The sequence below is a fragment of the Microbacterium aurum genome (assembly GCF_016907815.1).
In the GTDB taxonomy this organism is placed as follows: Bacteria; Actinomycetota; Actinomycetes; order Actinomycetales; family Microbacteriaceae; genus Microbacterium; species Microbacterium aurum.
In genome coordinates this window covers 1,756,918-1,772,869 of sequence record NZ_JAFBCQ010000001.1, presented here as the reverse complement: position 1 = coordinate 1,772,869, position 15,952 = coordinate 1,756,918, and the positions used below count along the sequence as shown (strand labels likewise).

Genomic DNA, 15,952 nt, shown 5'->3' with positions numbered 1-15,952 from the left:
GCGCCGTCAGGCGCTCTCGCGCACGACGAGGGTCGTCGGCAGGACGACGGGCTCCCGCGGCACCCCGGCGACGATGTCGAGCACCATGTCCACCATCGTCGAGCTGATCTGCGCCCAGGGCTGACGGATCGTCGTCAGCGGGGGCTGGTGCGTGGCGGCGAGGCCGGAGTCGTCGAAGCCTGCGACGGCGACGTCCTCGGGCACCCGCCGGCGGGCACGCCGCAGCGCGGCGATCGCGCCAACGGCCATGATGTCACTGGCCGCGAACACCGCGTCGATGTCGGGGGCCCGCTCCAGCAGCCGGGTCATGGCGGCATCCCCGCTCGCGCTCTCGTAGCTGCCGTGCTCGACGAGCTGCGGATCGAACCGCGCGCCGAGCTCCGCCTGGAACCCCTCGAGACGGAACTTGCCGCCCGGGGTGTCGGCGGGTCCGGCGATGAGCGCGATGCGGCGGTGCCCCTGGTCCATGAGATACCGGGTCATCATGCGCGCCGATCCCACCTCATCGACGGCGACGTTCGGCACCGACGCCGCGGCACCGGTGGGGATGCCGGTGCACACCGTCGCGACGCCTGCCGACACCAGCGACGCGAGGAGGGCGTCGGAAGTGTGGGAGGAGACGAGCAGCACGCCGTCGACGTGGCCGGCCCGGACGTAGCGCTCCACGCCGGCCTGCTTGTCGGCACTGTCGGCGATGAGGAGCACCAGCGTCATCGACCGCTCGGCCAGCGCCTCGGTGGCACCGCGCAGCAGCAGCGAGAAGATCGGGTCGGAGAACAGCAGATGCTGCGGTTCGGTGAGGAGGAACGCGATCGAGCCGGAGCGGCCGGTCGCAAGGCTCCGGGCGGCGTGGTTGGCCGTGTACTCCGTCGTGCGGATGGCCTCCTCCACCGCGGCGCGCGCTTCCGGCGACACCCAGTGGCCGCCGTTGATCACGCGCGAGACCGTGCCGTGGGACACGCCGGCGACCGCCGCGACGTCGCGGATCGTCGGTTTTCGGGAGCTCTCGGTGGATGCCACGAGAGCAGACTCTACATCGTTCCGGCGCTGTGATAACGTGATCGAACCGCGTACCCTGTGACCGGTCACAGTTGCATAACGAAACGCCTTGCGAGACGGCGTCGGGAGTCAGAATGGCCCCGCCGGCGATTCGCGCGGCAACAGCGCGTGGGCGCAGCGGGACACCTGTTCCCCGGCCCCGTCACAACAGAGAGGCACACCAATGAAGGTGAAGAAGAAGGGCGCCGTCGCCGTCGGGATGCTCGTCGCGACGAGCATCCTCGCGCTTGCCGGCTGCGCCGGCGGCACGACCGCAGAGCCGACCAGCAGCGACGACGCGGCCAGCGCCGGCGCGCTGACCGTCTGGGTCGACGCCGACCGCGCCCGCGCGCTCGAAGACGTCGCGAAGACGTTCGAGCAGGAGAAGGGCGTCAAGGTCAACCTGGTCGTCAAGGACTACGGCAAGATCCGCGACGAGTTCACGGCGCAGGTCCCCACCGGCAAGGGCCCCGACATCACGATCGGCGGCCACGACTGGATCGGCGCGTTCGTCAAGGACGGCATCGTCGCCCCGGTCGAGCTCGGCGACAAGACCGCCGACTTCGAGAAGGTCGCCATCCAGGCCGTGACCTACGACGGCAAGAACTACGGGCTGCCCTACGCGATCGAGAACATCGCGATCCTGCGCAACACCGCCCTCGCCGACTCCACGCCCGGCACCTACGACGAGATGATCGCCAAGGGCCAGGCGGCCGGCACCGAGTACCCGTTCGTCGTGGGCCTCGACCCGCAGGCCGCGGACCCGTACCACCTGTACCCGTTCCAGACGTCGTTCGGCAACTCGGTCTTCGCGCAGAACGCCGACGGCTCGTACGACGCGAGCCAGCTGACCATCGGCGACGAGGCGGGCCAGGCGTTCGCCGCGTGGCTGACCGCGCAGGGCGACACCGGCACGAAGGTGCTGAACCTCAACCTGTCCGGCGACCTCGCCAAGGAGGCGTTCAACGCCGGCAAGTCGCCCTACTTCCTGACCGGCCCGTGGAACCTCGCGGACGCGCAGAAGGCGGGCATCGACGTGGCCGTCGACGCCATCCCCACCACCGGTGACTCCGCGGCGCAGCCGTTCGCCGGTGTGCAGACGTTCTTCCTGAGCGCGAAGAGCAACAACGCCCTCATCGCCAACGAGTTCCTCGTGAACTACATCGCGACCGCCGATGTGCAGACCGCGCTGTTCGAGGCCGGTGGACGCCCGCCGGCACTGACGGAGTCCTTCGAGGCCGCGCAGTCCGACCCGCTCATCGCGGGCTTCGCCCAGGTCGGCGCCAACGCCGTCCCGATGCCGAGCATCCCGCAGATGGGCTTGGTCTGGGACGACTGGGGCAAGACCGAGGCCGCCCTCATCAAGGGCTCCTCCGACCCGGCCGGTGACTGGGTCAAGATGGCCGACGCCATCAAGAGCAAGCTCGGCTGAGCCTCACCATTCCGGGGCGGCGTCTGGACCAGGCGCCGCCCCGACTCTTACACTCCCCTTAAGGCCACGACTGGAGTCGACGATGACGGGATCCACGCTCACCGATCCACCCCCCACCCGCGCACCCGAAGACCGCGCCGTCGCCCGCCGCCGCAAGCGCGCCGAGGCCTGGGCCGAAGCCGCCGGTGCCGGCTGGAAGGTCTGGCTCGTCAAGATCGTCTGCCTCGGCATCATCGACGCGATGGCCCTCTACGCCATCTTCGTGCTGCTGGGCGAGGGTAACCTCCTCGTCGCCGCGATCATCGCCCTCGGCGTCATCGCGATCAACGTGGTCTATCTGGTGCCGGGCATGCTGCCGGCCAAGTACCTGACGCCGGGGCTCGTGTTCCTGTTCGTCTTCCAGATCTTCGTGGTGCTCTACTGCATCTACATCGCCTTCACCAACTACGGCTCGGGGCACATCTCCACGAAGGACGACGCCGTCAACGCGCTGCTGATCCAGAACCAGCAGCGCGTCGAGGACTCCGCGGCCTACCCCGTGTCGATCCTCGAGCAGAACGGCCAGTTCTTCCTGCTCGCGACGACCCCCGACGGCGACGCCGAGATCGGCGGCACCGAGCGACCGCTCGAGCCGGCGCCCGACGCGGAGTTCTCCGGCGACCGCGCGGTGTCCGTGCCCGGATACACCACTCTCGACTTCAGCCAGATCGTCGCGAACCAGGATGCGATCACCGCGATAGCCGTCCCCTTCTCCGACGACCCCAACGACGGCACCCTGCAGACCCGCGACGGCTCGACGGCGTACCGGTTCGTCTCGACGCTGGAGTGGGACCCGGATGCCGACACGATGACGAACACCGACACCGGCGTCGTCTACCACGACAACGGCAACGGCTCGTTCGAATCCGACGACGGTCAGACCCTCGCCACGGGCTGGCAGGTGTGGGTCGGCATGGACAACTTCGTCCGCGCCTTCACGACCGACTCGATCCGCGGGCCGTTCTTGGCCGTGCTGGTGTGGACGTTCGTGTTCGCGACTCTGTCGGTCGCGACGACCTTCGCGCTCGGCCTGTTCCTCGCGATCGTCTTCAACGATCCGCGGATGAAGAGCAAGAAGTACTACCGCGTGATCATGATCCTCCCCTACGCGTTCCCGGCGTTCCTGTCGGCGCTCGTGTGGCAGGGCATGTTCAATCAGGACTTCGGCTTCATCAACCAGACGCTGCTGGGCGGAGCATCCATCCCCTGGCTGCAGGATCCGTTCCTGGCGAAGGTCTCGATCCTCATCGTCAACCTGTGGCTGGGCTTCCCGTACATGTTCCTCGTCACGACGGGCGCCATCCAGGCGATCCCCGAGGACATCCTGGAGGCCGGCCGCGTCGACGGCGCGGGCGTGTGGCAGATCTTCCGCCGCATCAAGTTCCCGCTGCTGCTGGTGTCGGTGGCGCCGCTGCTGATCTCGTCGTTCGCGTTCAACTTCAACAACTTCAACCTGATCTACATGCTCACCGGCGGCGGCCCGCGGTTCGCGGATGCCTCCATCAACGTCGGCGCGAGCGACATCCTCATCTCGATGGTCTACAAGGTGGCCTTCGTCGGCGCGGATCGCGACTACGGCCTGGCGAGCGCCTTCTCGATCATCATCTTCATACTGGTGGCGGCGATCTCGTACCTCAGCTTCCGTCAGACCAAGGTTCTCGAGGAGCTGAACTGACATGACCACCATTCCTGAGACCCTGACCGTCCCTGGCGCTGTTCCCGGCGTCGGCAGCAGCGGCGGCGCCGGCAGCGCCGGCGACCCCGGGGCGAAGGAGCCACGGCGCCCCTTCGGCCGCTGGTTCCGCGAGACCGGCTGGCGCCACATCATCGGCATCGTCATGCTCGTGTTCGCGGGGTTCCCCCTCGTCTACGTGCTGTCGGCCTCGCTCAACCCCGGTGGAACACTGCTGACGGCCAACAACCTGTTCGCGAACGTCGATCTGGGCGCCTACATCGCCCTCTTCCAGGACCCGCTGCGCCCGTACGGCAACTGGTTCGTGAACACGATCTTCATCGGCCTCACGACCTCGTTCTTCACGGTCGTGCTGTGCGCCCTGGCGGCGTACGCGTTCTCGCGCCTGCGCTTCTCGGGGCGCCGGTTCGGCCTGCTGACGCTGCTGCTGGTGCAGATGTTCCCGCAGCAGCTCGGCGTCATCGCGATCTTCCTGCTGATGACCGCGATCGGCGACATCTTCCCGGCGCTCGGCCTGAACTCGCAGCTCGGCCTGATCATGGTGTATCTGGGCGGTGCGCTGGGCGTGAACACGTTCCTCATGTACGGGTTCTTCAACACCGTCCCGGCATCCATCGACGAGGCGGCCAAGATCGACGGCGCCGGCCACGCGCGCATCTTCTTCACGATCATCCTGCGCCTGGTCGCGCCGGTGCTCGCCGTCATCGGTCTGCTGAGCTTCATCGCCACGACCAACGACTTCCTGATCGCGTCGATCATCCTCGTCGACCCGGACAAGCAGACCCTCGCGGTCGGCCTGTACCAGTTCGTCTCGCAGGAGACGGCGCGCAACTGGAGCGTCTTCGCGGCCGGTGCCGTGCTTGCGGCGATCCTTCCGATGGCGCTGTTCCTGTCGCTGCAGCGGTTCATCGTGGGCGGCCTGACGGCCGGTTCGGTGAAGTAGTCGGATGCCGGGGCGCCGCGCCGCCGCGGCGGCGATGATCGCCGTGCTCGCGGCATCCGCCCTCGCCGCGTGCACGGCGCCCGTCGCCGTCGACCGCGAGAAGCCCGCGGATGCCGGCGTGCAGCTCTTCCAGCGACCGTGGACGTCGATCGCCGAGGAGTGCGAGTCGACGATCGGACCGGCCGGGTTCGCGTGGGTGCTGACCTCTCCCCCGCAGGAGCACATCGAGGGCGCGCAGTGGTGGACGAGCTACCAGCCGGTCTCGTACCGGGTGGAATCGAAGCTCGGCACCGAGGCGGAGTTCGCCGACATGGTGTCGCGGTGCGCCGCCGTGGGCGTCGCGGTGATCGCGGATGCCGTCGTCAACCACATGGCGGGCATCGACGCCGGCACGGGCGTCGCCGGGACGGCGTTCACCCACTATGACTACCCGGGCCTGTACGACGAGGGCGACTTCCACCACTGCGGCCTGACCGCGGACGACGACATCGCCGACTACAGCTCGCGTGAGCAGGTGCAGACGTGCGAGCTGTCGAACCTCGCCGACCTCGATACCGGGTCGGCCACCGTGCGCGAGACGATCGCCGGCTCCCTCCGGCATCTGCGGGACCTCGGTGTGGCCGGGTTCCGCATCGACGCCGCCAAGCACATGGCCGCCGCCGACGTGCAGGCGATCGTCGACCTGCTGCCGGAGGACACCGTCATCATGAGCGAGGTCATCCGCGGCTCGGGGTCGGAGCCCGTGCAGCCGGAGGAGTACACCGGCGCCGGGAAGGTGTTCGAGTTCCAGTACGCGCGGGACCTCGGGCCCGGGCTGAAAGCGGGCGTCATCACCGACCCCGCGCTCGGTGCGGGGCCGGCCTCCGCGCGGCCGCTGCACGTGCCGAGCGCGGATGCCGTCGTGTTCGTCGACAACCACGACACCGAGCGTGGCGAGGCATCCGTCACCTACCGTGACGGCGGCCTCTATCTCATCGCGAACGCGCTCATGCTTGCCGACGATTACGGCACGCCGGTGGTCTACTCGGGCTACGCCTTCAGCGACCGTGACGCGGGCGCCCCGCAGGACGCCGACGGCCGGGTCATCGGCTGGGACTGCGCCGGCGTCACCGGCCCGAAGGCGCAGTACGCCGATGGCGAGGGCGTCTGCACCGAGGCGTGGACAGCGATCGCGGGGCTGCTGGAGCTGCGCCGAATCGCGGCCGACGCGCCGCGGCTGCCCGGTGTCGGCGACGGCGATGTCGACGGCTTCGAACGCGACACGCGCGCGCTGCTGCTGGTGAACCCCTCCGAGGCGGATGCCGCGGCCACCGTCCCGGTCGGACTGCCCGACGGCCGGTACTGCGACGTGATCTCCGGCGGCGCCGGCGGCGGGATCTCGGCCGGCGCGTGCGCCGGCACGACCGTCACGGTGAGCGGCGGAACCGTCACCGCAGACGTCCCCGCGGAGGGCGCGATCGCTCTCCACATCGGTGCGCGTCTGTCATAGGATCGAGGCACAACTCAAGGGCTCTGTCATGGCTCCCGCTGTGCAACCACGTCGCATCCGTGCCGACGTCGGTGTCGGCGTCTCCTGGAGGTCATCATGACAACCCCTGCCCTGCGTCCCCACCACGACGGCTCCCCGCTGTACGTGTCGCATCCCGCGCCGGTCCTCGGCGACGAGGTCGATGTCCGCATCCGCGTTCCCGACGGGTACGGGCCGGTCACCCGCGTGCTCGTGCGCTCCAACCCCGATCACGAGCCGGCGTGGGTCGACGCGGTCCGTGACGGCGCCGCCGACGGCTGGGAATGGTGGACCGCCCGCATCACCGTCGCCAACCCCCGGCACGGCTACCGGTTCCACCTGGTCCACGCCGACGGCCGCGTCGAGGTGCTGAACCAGGGCGGCCTCGGCGACATCGATGCCCTCGACGGGCAGGACTTCGCCCTCGTCGCCGGCAACCCGCCGCCGTCGTGGCTCGCCGACGCCATCATGTACCAGATCTTCCCCGACCGCTTCGCGCGGTCGGCGGCGGCCGACGAGCGCCCCGCGCCGGCGTGGGCGCTCCCCGCCGCGTGGGACGAACCGCTCGACCCGGTGCACCCCGGGCGCGGGCGGCAGTTCTACGGCGGCGACCTCGACGGCGTCATCGAGAAGCTCGACCATCTCGTCGACCTGGGTGTCACCGTGCTGTACCACACGCCGGTCTTCCCGGCGGAGTCCAACCACCGCTACGACGCGTCGAGCTTCGACCGGATCGATCCCGTCCTCGGCGGCGACGACGCGTACCGCCGGATGATCGAGGCGGCGCACGCCCGCGGCATCCGCGTCATCGGCGATCTCACGACGAATCACTCGGGCATCGCCCACGAGTGGTTCCGCGCCGCCCACGGCAACCCGGATGCGCCGGAGAGCGGGTTCTACTACTTCACCGACGACGACAACACGACGTATGAGACGTGGCTCGATGCGCCGACACTGCCGAAGTTCAACTGGAACTCCGGCGAGCTGCGCCGCCGTTTCATCGACGGGCCCGACTCGGTCGTCGCACGGTGGCTGAAGCCGCCGTACTCGATCGACGGCTGGCGCATCGACGTCGCGAACATGACCGGGAGGCTCGGCGCGGAGGACCTCAACGCCGAGGTGCGTCAGGCGCTGCGGCGGACGATGATCGATGTCGCTCCCGACACGCTGCTCGTGGCGGAGTCGACCAACGACGCCGCGACCGACCTGCAGGGCGACGCCTGGCACGGCGGCATGACCTACCCGGCGTTCACGCGCGGGGTGTGGGCGTGGCTGGGCGAGGCGCGCCGCATTCCGCACTACGGCTGGGACGGCGAGGAGACGGACGACATGTGGTTCTTCGGCATCCCCACCGGGATGCCGCGGTACACCGCCCGGCAGTTCGTCGCACAGCTGCAGCGGTTCACGAGCCAGATCCCGTGGCGCGTGCAGCTGGGAACGATGTCGGCACTCGACACGCACGACACGGCGCGGTTCGCGACGTACGCCACGGACGGCGCCGTGCCGGTCGCCCTGGGTCTGTCGGTGAGCCTGCCGGGACTGCCCGTCGTCTACGCCGGGGACGAGTTCGGCCTGGAGGCCGTGGACGGCGAGATGAGTCGCGCGCCGATGCCGTGGGACCGTGCCGCCGAGCCCGCGCACGCCGCGCGCATCGCGCTGTACCGCGACATGCTCCGGCTGCGCCGTGATCATCCGGTGCTGGCGACGGGGGGCCTGCGGTGGCTGTACGTCGACGACGCGGCGGCGGTGTTCGTCCGCGAGAGTGCCGAGGAGAGCGTGCTGGTGCTCGCCACGCGCGGCGCGGCCGACGCCACGATCCCGGCGGTGCTGCTGCCGGGCGCCGAGGCGGCGACGGCGCTGTACGGCGATGCGACGGTGACCGTGACGGATGCCGGCGACGTGCGCGTCCGGGCCGCGGGCACCGCGTTCGCGGCCTGGGCACTGCCCGGTGTGACGGCGCCGCCGTCGCGCGCGGCGGAGACGGAGGCGACCCCGGAGGCCTTCGCCCAGCTCGGCGGGCCCGCCCGGTAACCGCTCAGCGCGCGGCGAGCACCGCCTGGTACAGGTCGCGCGAGCTCAGCCCGGTCGCTGCGGCGACCTCGGCGGCGGCATCCTTCAACCGGATGCCGTCGCCGACGAGCTGCTGCACCTGGGCGACGGCGTCGTCGGCGCTGACCTGACGCGCGGGCGCTCCGCCCACGACGACGACGATCTCGCCGCGCACCCCGCCGGCGGCCCACTCGGCGAGCTCGGCGAGACCGCCGCGCACGACCTCTTCGTGCAGCTTCGTCAGCTCCCGGCAGACGGCGGCGGGGCGGTCGGCGCCGAAGGCGTCGGCCATCGCGGCGAGGGTCTCCGTCAGCCGCGAGGGGCCCTCGAAGAACACCATCGTCCGCGGCTCGGTCGCCAGCTGCTCCAGCGCGCGCCGCCGGTCCCCGGTCTTCCGCGGCAGGAAGCCCTCGAACGTGAACCGGTCGGTCGGCAGTCCCGCGACGGCGAGCGCCGTGACGACGGCGCTCGGCCCCGGGATCGCCGTCACGGTGACGCCGGCGGCCGCCGCCGCGGCGACGAGGGAGTAGCCGGGATCGCTGACGGTCGGCATGCCGGCGTCGGAGAGCACGAGGAGGTCCTCGTCCCGGGCCCGCTCGACGAGGTCGGCCGACCGCTGCCGCTCGTTGTGGTCGTGCAGGGCGACCAGGCGCGGCCGGTTTGCGACGCCGAGCGCCTGCAGCAGCCGCTGCGCCGTGCGGGTGTCCTCCGCGGCGATCGTGCCCGCCTCCTCGAGCGCCGCGACCAGGCGCGGCGAGGCGTCGCCGAGGTTTCCGATCGGCGTCGCGGCGAGGATGATCACCGCCCCAGCATAGGCTTGTCGCCGTGACGATCACCGCCGAGCCGCTGCTGCCGACCCAGCGCCCGTCGTTCTACGACCGCTGGCGCGAGCGGGTCGCCGCAGAGCCGCGACTGCAGCGCCTGTACGGCTGGCTCGCGCCCCTTCTCATCACGGTCGTCGCCGGCATCCTGCGCCTGTGGAACCTCGGCCACCCGCACGCGCTCGTCTTCGACGAGACGTACTACGTGAAGGATGCCTGGAGCCAGTGGAACCTCGGCTACGCGGCGACCTGGCCCGACGGCGCCGACGCCCGCTTCGCGGCGGGCGAGACCGACATCTTCACCACCGACCCGAGCTTCGTCGTCCACCCGCCGCTCGGCAAGTACCTCATCGGCGTCGGCATGTGGCTGTTCGGCCCCGACAGCTCGTTCGGCTGGCGGATCATGACCGCCCTGTTCGGCACCGCGCTCGTGCTGCTGCTGTACCTCGTCGCCAAGGCGCTGACGAACTCGACGGTGTTCGCCGCCGTCGCCTCGGGCATGCTCGCGATCGACGGTCTCGGCATCGTCATGAGCCGGGTCTCGCTCCTGGATGTGTTCCTGGCGTTTTTCATCCTGCTGGCGTTCTGGTTCGTCATCCTCGACCGGCGCCGGCACCCCGACCGACTGGCGGCTGCGACCGTCGCGCGCATGCGCGGCGACGAGCCGCCGGCGTGGGGCGCCGTGCTGTGGAACCGGCCGTGGGTGATCGCGGCCGGCGCGGCGGCGGGCGCGGCCTCGGCCGTCAAGTGGTCCGGCGTGTGGGTGCTCGCCGCGATCGGCCTCTACCTCGTCGTCACCGACGCGCTGGAGCGGCGGCGCCTCGGCGTGGTGTTCTGGCCGATGGATGCCGTGCGTCAGGGCCTCGTGTCCTTCGTCCTGCTCGTGCCGGTCGCGTTCATCGTCTACCTCGGCTCGTGGACGGGATGGCTTCTCAGCGACGGCGGCTACGACCGTCACGCCGCCGACGCGAACCCCGCGACGGGTGTCTTCTCGTGGGTGCCGCTGGCCCTGCAGAGCCTGTGGCGCTATCACGTCACGATCTACAACTCGATGACGGGGATGACCTCGCCGCACAGCTACCAGAGCCCGGCGTGGCAGTGGCCGCTGCTGTGGCGTCCCACCTCGATGTACGCCCAGGCGACGCCGGACGGCCAGGGCGGCTGCGTCGGGCAGAACGGCTGTCTGCAGATCCTCTACAGCATGCCGAACCCGCTGCTGTGGTACGCGTCGGTGGCGGCGGCCGGGTACCTCGTCTACCGGTTCGTCGTGAGCCGCGATTGGCGGCACGCCGTCGTGCTCGTCGGCATCGCCGCGACGTGGCTGCCGTGGCTGGCGTACCCCGAGCGGACGGTGTTCCAGTTCTACACGATCGTGATCTGGCCGTTCCTGCTGCTCGCGCTGACCTTCGCGCTGCGCGAGATCGCCGGTCCCGCCCATGCGAGCGTGGACCGGCGGACGGCCGGTCAGCGGGTCGTGCTCGTCTTCCTCGGGGTCGCCGTCGTGCTGTCGCTGTTCTGGTACCCGCTGTGGTCGGCGACCCAGGTGCCGTACGACTTCTACCGCCTGCACAACTGGATGCAGGGCTGGGTGTAGGGATCGCGGGCGGCGTCGTCGCCGACCGTCACGCCGCCGGTCAGTTCACGTCGTCGGGGTGCGCCGAGACGCGGCCGCCGCGCTCGAGAGCGGTGATCGCGGCCTGCTCGTCGGCGGTCAGCTCGAAGTCGAACACGTCGAGGTTCTCGCGGATGCGCGCGGAACTCGTCGACTTCGGGAACACGATGTAGCCCTGCTGCAGGTGCCACCGCAGCACGACCTGCGCCGGCGTCTTGCCGTGCGCGGCGGCGGCCGCCGCGACGGGCTGCTCCTCGAACAGCGGGTACTTGCCCTGGCCGAGCGGACCCCACGACTCGATGAGGATGCCGTGGTCGGCGGCATACTGCGTGACGTCGCGCTGCTGGTAGGCGGGGTGCAGCTCGATCTGGTCGACGGCCGGCGTCACGCCGGTCGCGGCGATGATCTCGTCGAGGTGTCGCGGAAGGTGGTTGGAGACGCCGATCGAGCGGGTCTTGCCGGCATCCCGGATCTGCACGAGCTTCTCCCACGCGTTGACATAGTTGCCGTTCGCCGGGGCCGGCCAGTGCACGAGGTAGAGGTCGACGGCCTCGAGGCCCAGCTTGTCGAGGCTCTCGTCGATCGCCGCGAGCGGCTCGTCACCGGCCTGGCGGTCGTTCCACAGCTTCGTCGTGATGAACAGCTCGTCGCGCGGGATGCCGCTGGAAGCGATCGCGCGGCCGACGCCCTCCTCATTGCCGTAGATCGCTGCGGTGTCGATGTGGCGGTAGCCGGCCTCGAGCGCGTCGGACACGATCCGCTCGGTCTCGGCGGGGTCGACCTTGAAGACGCCGAAGCCGAGCTGCGGGATGGAGTGGCCGTCGTTGAGGGTGAGAGTGGGGATCGTCATGACTCCAGCGTAAGCATCTCTGGACGCACCGGCGTCTTAGGATGGAGGGCTATGCCTTCTGCCGTCCCCGTGATCTCCTATCCCCCGGAGCTGCCCGTCAGCGCCGCGCGGGACGAGATCGCGCGCGCGATCGACGGGCACCAGGTGGTGATCGTCGCGGGCGCCACCGGGTCGGGCAAGACGACGCAGCTGCCGAAGATCTGCCTCGAGCTCGGCCGCACCCGGATCGCGCACACGCAGCCGCGCCGCATCGCCGCCCGCACGATCGCGGAGCGCATCGCCGAGGAACTGCAGGTGCCTCTCGGCGGCGCCGTGGGCTACAAGGTGCGCTTCACCGATCAGGTCTCGGCCGACACGAAGATCGCGCTCGTCACCGACGGCATCCTGCTGAACGAGATCCACCGCGACCGGCTGCTGCGCCGCTACGACACGATCATCGTCGACGAAGCGCACGAGCGGTCGCTCAACATCGACTTCCTGCTGGGCTACCTCGCCCGCATCCTGCCGGAGCGCCCCGACCTCAAGGTCATCATCACGTCGGCGACGATCGACCCGGAGAGCTTCGCCCGGCACTTCGCCGCGCCCGGCGGCGACCCCGCCCCCATCGTCGAGGTGTCGGGGCGCACGTATCCCGTCGAGATCCGCTACCGCAGTCCTGACGAGGACCCCGACGACGTCGACACGCTCCTCGCGGCCCTGCGCGAGCTCGATCGCGAGCCCGACGGCGATGTGCTGGTCTTCCTCCCGGGCGAGGCGGAGATCCGCGACGCGGCGGATGCCGTGCGCGGCATGTACGCGAAGGATGCCCGGCCGACCGAAGTGCTCCCCCTCTACGGGCGCCTGTCGGCCGCCGAGCAGCACCGGGTCTTCGAGCCGTCGAGGGTCGCCGGCGTCCGCCGGCGGGTGATCCTCGCCACGAACGTCGCCGAGACGAGCCTCACCGTGCCCGGCATCCGCTACGTCGTCGACGCCGGGACGGCGCGCATCTCGCGCTACAGCGTGCGGTCCAAGGTGCAGCGCCTGCCGATCGAGGCCATCTCGCAGGCGTCGGCGCAGCAGCGATCGGGGCGCGCGGGGCGCACCTCCGACGGCATCGCGATCCGGCTCTACGGCGAGGAGGACTTCCTCGCCCGTCCGGAGTACACCGAGCCCGAGATCCTGCGGACCTCGCTCGCGTCGGTCATCCTGCAGATGCTCGCCCTCGGGTTCGGCGACATCGAGGAGTTCCCCTTCCTCACCAAGCCCGACAGCCGGGGCGTCAAGGCGGCGTTCGAGCTGCTCACCGAACTGCGTGCCGTCACCGCCTCACGGCGGCTCACCAAGCTCGGCCGCGAGATCGCGCGGCTGCCGATCGACCCGCGCTTCGCGCGAATGCTCATCGAGGCCCGTCGGCTCGGCGTCACGCGCGACGTGCTCGCGATCGTCGCGGGCCTGTCGATCCAGGACGTCCGCGAGCGTCCCTCGGCCGACGACGCTGCCGCACGCGAGCAGGCCGACCGGCTGCACGCCCGGTTCGCCGACCCGACGAGCGACTTCCTCAGCATCCTGAACCTCTGGAATCACCTGCAGGATCAGCAGCGCGAGCTCGGCTCGAGCGCGTTCCGCCGCATGTGCCGCGCCGAGTACCTCAACTACGTGCGGGTGCGCGAGTGGTTCGACGTGCACCGTCAGCTCCGTCAGCTCACCGGCCCGTCGACAGGCCCCGCGGCCGACGGCGCCGCCGATCCGGCGCTCGTGCACCGGGCGACCCTGGCCGGGCTCCTCTCGCACATCGGCATCCTCGACACCCGCTCGGTCTCCCGGACGGTGCCCGACAAGCGCAAGAAGCCGATCGCCGAGTACCGCGGCGCGCGCGGCGCGAAGTTCTCGATCTTCCCCGGCTCCGCCCTGCGCAAGGCCTCGCCCGACGCCGTGATGGCGGCCGAGCTCGTGGAGACCTCGCGGCTGTACGCACGCACCGTCGCCGTCATCGACCCGGCGTGGGCCGAGGAGCTCGCCGGCGATCTGGCGCACCGGCAGCTCAGCGACCCGCACTGGTCGAAGGATGCCGGTGCCGCCGTGGCGGCCGAGAAGGTCACCCTGTTCGGGGTGGAGATCATCCCCCGCCGGCGCGTGCAGCTGGCGCGCATCGACCGCGAGCAGGCCCGCGAGCTGTTCCTGCGACACGCCCTCGTCGAGGGCGAGTGGAGCGTCGCGCACCTGGACAAGAAGCTGACCGCTTTCGAGCGGCGGAACCTGGAGCTGCGCCGGCGGCTCGAGAAGGTCGAGGAGCGGGAGCGTCGCCGCGACATCCTCGTCGGCGACGAAGCGGTCTTCGCGTTCTACGACGCGCGCATCCCGCAGGACGTCTTCGACGTGCGGTCGTTCGAGACGTGGTGGCGCGAGGCGTCGGCCCGTACCCCGCATCTGCTCGACATGACCGAGGCCGACCTGCTCGATGACGCCGGGCGCTCGGACGAGCGGGACTTCCCGGGCCGGTGGACGCAGGGCGACCAGGTGCTCTCGCTCGCCTACCGCTTCGAGCCCGGCAGCCCCGAGGACGGCGTCAGCGTCGTCGTCCCGCTGCCGCTGCTGGCGGGCCTGCGGCCCGACGGCTTCGACTGGCAGGTGCCAGGCCTGCGCGCCGAGCTCGTCACCGCGCTGCTGAAGGCACTCCCCAAAGCGATCCGCCGCCACGTCGTGCCGGCGGCGGACTGGGCCGCTAAGCTCGGTGAGGAGATCGCCGGCGACGGCCCCGAGCACCACGACGGCCTCCCCGCCCAGTCGCTGCGGGCCGCTCTGGCCCAGCGCATCCAGCGGGTCGCGAACCAGCCGGTCACGCCGGCGGACTTCGACCTCGACCGCGTCCCGACGCACCTCGGCATGACCTTCCGCGTCGTCGACCACCGCGGCCGCACCGTCGGGACCTCCCGCGACCTCGCCGACCTGCAGTCCCGTCTCGCCGGCCGCGCTCGCGAGCAGGTCGCCCGCACGCTCGCCCGTCCCGGAGCCGCGGCGCGGTCCGGTCCCGGGCCGGCCGGCGGCGCCATCGCGCGGGATGCCGCGGCGGGGGCGGCACCAGGAGGCGTGCCCGCGGCATCCGTCGTCGAACGGACCGGCCTTCTCACGTGGGACATCGGCACGCTCCCCGACGTCGTCGACACGAAGGTCGCCGGCGGCGTCGTGCGCGGCTACCCGGCCCTGGTGGACGAGAAGGAGAGCGTCGCCCTGCGGATCGAGGCGACGCCCGAGCGCGCCGCCCGACTGACCCACGCGGGGGTGCGCCGTCTGCTGCTGCTCGCGGTGCCCTCGCCCAGCGCGTACGTCCTCGAGCATCTGACCGCCGCCGAGAAGCTCTCGCTCGCGGCATCGCCGTACCCGTCGGCGAAGGCGCTCATCGAAGACGCCCGCATCGCCGTCGCCGACGCGGTCCTCGCGCGGACGGCGCCGGGCGGCGTCCGCGCTCCGGACCAGTTCGCCGCCGCCCGCGATGCCTTCTCCGCGGCGGTCGTCGACGAGCTGTTCCAGGCGGTGTCGCTCGTGGCCCGCATCCTCACACTGCAGCGCGACGTCGAGCGGGCCATCAAAGGCCAGAACTCGATGACGCTGCTCGCGGCCCTCGGCGACGTCAAGGCGCAGCTGGCGGGTCTGGTGTTCCCCGGCTTCGTCTCCCGCACCGGCCTCGCGCGGTTGGCGCACCTGCCCCGGTACCTGCAGGGCGCGCTGGAACGCGTGCAGCGCCTCGCCGACAACCCCGGCCGCGACCGGCAGCGCATGACCGAGTTCGAGCGCGCGGCGACGCTCTACGCCGAGGCCGGGGGCACGCTGCCGCTCGCGCCGGATGCCGCCGCGCACCTCGCCCGCGCGCGGTGGCTGCTCGAGGAGTACCGCGTAAGCCTGTTCGCCCAGCAGCTGGGCACAGCGGAGCAGGTGTCGCTGCAGCGCGTGACGAAGGCGCTCGCCGGCAAGGAATAGGTTCCGCCACGGCC

Annotated in this window: 10 protein-coding genes; 7 read left to right on the top strand and 3 right to left on the bottom strand. The window is 70.9% G+C overall.

All coding sequences use genetic code 11. The features are described from left to right. Nucleotides 1-6 precede the first annotated feature (6 nt). On the bottom strand, nucleotides 7-1,020 hold the full coding sequence (locus JOD60_RS08850) for a LacI family DNA-binding transcriptional regulator (protein ID WP_076690295.1): 1,014 nt from the start codon (nucleotides 1,018-1,020) through the stop codon (nucleotides 7-9). Nucleotides 1,021-1,222: 202 nt separating this feature from the next. Between JOD60_RS08850 and JOD60_RS08845 the strand changes: the two genes are divergently transcribed. The 5 genes from JOD60_RS08845 (at nucleotide 1,223) to JOD60_RS08825 (ending at nucleotide 8,683) form a co-directional block, all read left to right on the top strand. Next, entirely contained in the window at nucleotides 1,223-2,470 is a 1,248-nt protein-coding gene (locus JOD60_RS08845; RefSeq protein ID WP_076690294.1) for a sugar ABC transporter substrate-binding protein, read from the top strand. Nucleotides 2,471-2,552: 82 nt separating this feature from the next. Further along, nucleotides 2,553-4,184, top strand: coding sequence for an ABC transporter permease subunit (locus tag JOD60_RS08840; RefSeq protein ID WP_076690293.1), 1,632 nt, complete (start codon nucleotides 2,553-2,555; stop codon nucleotides 4,182-4,184). A gap of 1 nt (nucleotide 4,185) precedes the next feature. Further along, nucleotides 4,186-5,145 carry a sugar ABC transporter permease gene (locus JOD60_RS08835; protein ID WP_076690292.1) on the top strand — a complete coding sequence of 320 codons (960 nt, stop codon included), beginning with the start codon at nucleotides 4,186-4,188 and terminating at the stop codon, nucleotides 5,143-5,145. Nucleotides 5,146-5,149: 4 nt separating this feature from the next. Then, a complete protein-coding gene (locus JOD60_RS08830; RefSeq protein WP_076690291.1) occupies nucleotides 5,150-6,634 on the top strand; it encodes an alpha-amylase in 1,485 nt (494 codons plus the stop codon). 96 nt (nucleotides 6,635-6,730) lie between these two features. After that, on the top strand, nucleotides 6,731-8,683 hold the full coding sequence (locus JOD60_RS08825; protein WP_076690290.1) for a glycoside hydrolase family 13 protein: 1,953 nt from the start codon (nucleotides 6,731-6,733) through the stop codon (nucleotides 8,681-8,683). A 4-nt stretch (nucleotides 8,684-8,687) separates the two neighbouring features. On the opposite strand, the gene rsmI is transcribed toward JOD60_RS08825, so the two are convergent. Continuing rightward, nucleotides 8,688-9,503 carry a 16S rRNA (cytidine(1402)-2'-O)-methyltransferase gene (gene rsmI / locus JOD60_RS08820; RefSeq protein WP_076690289.1) on the bottom strand — a complete coding sequence of 272 codons (816 nt, stop codon included), beginning with the start codon at nucleotides 9,501-9,503 and terminating at the stop codon, nucleotides 8,688-8,690. A gap of 23 nt (nucleotides 9,504-9,526) precedes the next feature. Between rsmI and JOD60_RS08815 the strand changes: the two genes are divergently transcribed. Then, a complete protein-coding gene (locus tag JOD60_RS08815) occupies nucleotides 9,527-11,116 on the top strand; it encodes a dolichyl-phosphate-mannose--protein mannosyltransferase (protein WP_076690288.1) in 1,590 nt (529 codons plus the stop codon). A 40-nt stretch (nucleotides 11,117-11,156) separates the two neighbouring features. Here JOD60_RS08815 and JOD60_RS08810 read toward each other — a convergent pair whose 3' ends face one another. Continuing rightward, on the bottom strand, nucleotides 11,157-11,984 hold the full coding sequence (locus JOD60_RS08810; RefSeq protein ID WP_076690287.1) for an aldo/keto reductase: 828 nt from the start codon (nucleotides 11,982-11,984) through the stop codon (nucleotides 11,157-11,159). Nucleotides 11,985-12,035: 51 nt separating this feature from the next. Between JOD60_RS08810 and hrpA the strand changes: the two genes are divergently transcribed. Further along, the gene (gene hrpA / locus JOD60_RS08805) at nucleotides 12,036-15,938 is read left to right on the top strand and encodes an ATP-dependent RNA helicase HrpA (protein ID WP_076690286.1); all 3,903 of its coding nucleotides are present in this window, start codon (nucleotides 12,036-12,038) and stop codon (nucleotides 15,936-15,938) included. Nucleotides 15,939-15,952 lie beyond the last annotated feature (14 nt).